This window comes from Rhodococcus sp. BUPNP1, assembly GCF_002215235.1.
GTDB lineage: Bacteria > Actinomycetota > Actinomycetes > Mycobacteriales > Mycobacteriaceae > Rhodococcus.
Genome location: NZ_NERM01000067.1, coordinates 1 through 3,563, shown reverse-complemented (window position 1 = coordinate 3,563; position 3,563 = coordinate 1). Strand labels below are relative to the sequence as shown.

4 protein-coding genes and 1 pseudogene are annotated in these 3,563 nt (G+C 65.6%); all 5 read left to right on the top strand.

Annotated features, from left to right (window positions below; genetic code table 11):
- Nucleotides 1-272 (top strand): annotated as a pseudogene (locus B9C99_RS25395) (MFS transporter); the annotation flags it as partial.
- Between the two features lie 12 nt (nt 273-284).
- Nucleotides 285-566: a universal stress protein gene (locus B9C99_RS25390; RefSeq protein ID WP_225623914.1), complete on the top strand. Its 282-nt coding sequence runs from the start codon at nt 285-287 to the stop codon at nt 564-566.
- A gap of 128 nt (nt 567-694) precedes the next feature.
- Nucleotides 695-1,312, top strand: a complete 618-nt coding sequence (locus B9C99_RS25385) for a recombinase family protein (protein ID WP_006553200.1) — start codon at nt 695-697, stop codon at nt 1,310-1,312.
- Between the two features lie 946 nt (nt 1,313-2,258).
- On the top strand, nt 2,259-3,059 hold the full coding sequence (locus B9C99_RS25370) for a ParA family protein (RefSeq protein WP_088899789.1): 801 nt from the start codon (nt 2,259-2,261) through the stop codon (nt 3,057-3,059).
- Entirely contained in the window at nt 3,056-3,397 is a 342-nt protein-coding gene (locus B9C99_RS25365) for a hypothetical protein (protein WP_088899788.1), read from the top strand. Before B9C99_RS25370 ends, B9C99_RS25365 begins: the two co-directional genes overlap by 4 nt.
- Nucleotides 3,398-3,563 lie beyond the last annotated feature (166 nt).

The following is a 3,563-nucleotide window of genomic DNA, read 5'->3' as shown; positions in this document are numbered from 1 at the left end:
CCCTGCCCCAGTTGCCCGAGCCCGCCCGCGGCCCGGTCGCCGATTCCCTGGCCGCGGCGCTGCAGGTCGCCGACCAGGCCGGACCGGTGGCCGCACCGCTGGCCGAGTTCGCCAAGGCCGCGTTCGTGCACGGCAGCGGCCAGGCCGCGCTCGCCCTGGCCGCCCTCACCACCGTCGGGGCGATCGTGCTGGCAGTACTGGCCCCCGGCCGCGCACCACGCCGCCGATACATCTCGACCATTTCCCCCGCAAAACACGCTCCCTTCTCGTGAAAGACGCCCGTCATGACGGCCTATCGCACGATCATCGTCGACACCGACGGATCCGACCGCTCCTACCGTGTGGTCGACCACGCCGCCGAACTCGCCCACGCCACCCACGCCCGGCTCCTGATCATCTGCGCCCGCCACCCCATCGACGCACGTGAGCTCGGGGCGGACCTCGACCGGCTCGGACCCGACGCCTACCAGCTACGCGGCACCACTCCCACCGAGGCCATCCTGCGGACCGCCCACCAGCACGCCCTCACCCACAACACACCCCCACACACCGATAACACCCCCTGACCTGTTCCGTAACCGGATCGGCCACCGGAACACCACGCAGAGCCAACGTCGGCCCAGCTCACCGGTGTTCCGTAGAGGTGTTCCGCTGACTGTGCCGGTCAGCCCCCGCTATCTGGAACACTTTCGGCATGGGTGAGCCGTTCCGCGTCGGATACTGCCGCTGCTCCACCGACGAACAAGACGTCGAGATCCAAACCGAGCAGCTATTGGCGCTCGGAGTGCCGCGTGAGCGGATCTTCATCGACAAAGGGTTCTCCGGGACCACCCGCAAGAACCGGGCCGGGCTCGACAACGCACTCGCCGCCGTCACCTCCGCCGCGGCGGCCATCGACGGGCGACAGGTAGTGCTGACCACGCCGAAGTTCGACCGATTCGCACGCAACATGGCCGAAGCAGGCCAGACCCTGACCGAACTGCGCGAGCGCGAGGTGCTGTTCGGACTCGGGAGCTCGATCTACGACTGGAACGACCCGTTCGGCAAGCTCTTCCTGCAAACCTTGGCCATGGTCGCCGAATTCGAGGCCAACCTCAACCACCTACGCACCCGCGAGGGCATGGCCAAGGCCCGCGCGAAAGGCAGGCTCAAGGGCAAGCAGCCGAAACTTCCTCTCACGGCACGGAAAACAATCCACCGCCGCTACCACGACCCCGCCGACGACGCGAGCCTGGCGGACCTGGCCGAGGAATACAGCGTCGGCCGCTCCACCATCCACCGCATCGTCAGCAGTGCTGCACCACGAGCCTGAGAATTCACCAGCCTGTCGTCAGGATCCCGCTACTTTGCACTTCCTGACAACCTTGGGTTGCGGGCCCTTACGTCCCACACGAGTTCTGGCCCGAATCGGATCGTCGGCGAGCTGGGCGGATACGCCGCGCCCGCCAGGAGCCGGTGGCGAGACAGACGATCGTTTCGACCCAACAGGCCGAGCGGATCACCGACCGGGCACTACGCCATATCCGCCCGATTTTCGGCAAATGCTACGGCTACCCCCGCCTACCGCATGATGCGCGCACTACCCACTGCGGCCCAGCACAACGACCTGGACACCGAGCGAGAACGCCGCACAGCAGAACATGAAAAAGCCGCAGCGCAGGAACGCGGCGAAGCCGAAAAAGCCAACCAGACCTGCTGGCTCTGCGAAGAACGACGAACCTGCCTTCTCCGCCCCCAAGGGTGGGAATGCCGACAGTGCCGCGAGATCCGCTGACACACGGCCCGAGCCGGACGCCCCTCACGGCCCCGGCTCGGGCCGCCGCCATATCCGCCACACCCGTACGGTCTGCCACCACCGCGAGGCCGGCCGAGAACCGAACCCGAAGGAGCGGCTGCGCCGCACAGACCCCACCGCCGACCACGAGCCCGACGCGAATCCCAGCGGCCCCCCTGTGCACGACCCCCACCGATAGTGTTGGATGTTGGCTAGCGTCACGCACCAGCCGACAGGACTGGAAACCCCGCGAACGCAACCAGATTCAACCCACCACCCCCACCCCAGTGGCAGCGGTGGCCGACGGCCAGGGCATCGAGCCCTGGCCGTCGCCGTTCCATCCACCACTGACATGAAAACCGCACCTGAACAGATGCAACACCACCCAGTCCACAACAGTCACGAAACCACCATCCGATAAGAACCAAAAAAGCACGCTTTATGAATCAGAAGTGATGTATTATTGCATCAGGAAAGGGAGGCCATGAGTTCGAAAACCATTCTGATCGGCAACGAAAAGGGCGGGGTAGGCAAGACCACCACCGTGCTCAACGTCGGTGAAGCCCTCGCCCGTGCCGGCGAAAAGGTGCTCCTGGTCGACCTTGATCCCTCCGGCAACCTCACCCACACCCTCACCAAGTTGCAGCCCGACCTCCGCGCCGCAGCGAAGGTGACCGCCGATCACATCGTCGATATAGACCCGGAGACCCGAAAGCCCGCTGCCGAGGCGATCCTCGATGCAATACGCCCCGGCGTCGATCTCATCGCCGCCCCTGCGAACGCGGCCCACCTCATCGCCGCCGAGAAGAACATCACCAACGATCCCATCGAAGGCCCCCACGTCCTGCGGGAATCACTCGAGCCGATCCGTGACCGCTACGACTACATCCTCATCGACTGCTCCCCCACGCGAAATGCCCTCGAGATGTGCGCGCTCGTGGCCGCTGACCAACTCATCGTCCTCAACGAAGCCCATGACTTCAGCATCGCGGCCATGCAGGGCGTGACCTCGTACGCCCAGAGCATCAAGAAGCGGCACAACAGCACTCTGTGGGTCCGCGGCACCATCCTCAACAAGGTGCAGTCCGGAACGGTCCTCGCTCGCGCCTGGACCACCCAATTCACCGAGGCCGGCATCCCCGTCCTCGGCAGCGTCCGATCCGCCGAGCCGATCAAGAGGGCCGTCAACGACGGAGTATCCCTCGCCGACACGAAGGACGGTTGGCGTCACGCCTTGGTCTATGACGACCTGGCCACCACCATTACCCAAAGGAAGAAGTCATGAGCGACATCCGCAGCATGTTCGACGCCGAAGCTCCCGACGAGGACGTCCCGGCACGGTCCGCAGCACCGAAGAAGATCGTGCAGCAACCCACCTTGACCCGGCGCACGTTCACCCTCGCCGAATCCGTCATCGACGCTGCGACCAACGCTCAAAAGGGTCTGCGCGGTGTCTACCCCGGCGCACACGGCAGTCTCAACAGCTTCATCGAGGCCGCCATCGCCGAGTACACCCACAAGCTCGAAGAGGAATACAACGGCGGGGAGCCCTTCCCCGAGGTGGAGAAGGTGCGTCGGCGCAAAGCCCGCGGCAGCAAGAACGACAGCACCGACGAGGACTGACCGCACCACAGTCCAACCGTTGAAGGCCCCGACCTCCTGGTCGGGGCCTTCGGTCTATGCGGGCCTCGTGTACAGGCACAGAAACTCCCGGCCCGACCCACATCGCTCTACCGATCCCCGGGGGCTCCGCCCCCGGACCCCTGTCCCTCCCTCCCAAGGTTCCCGC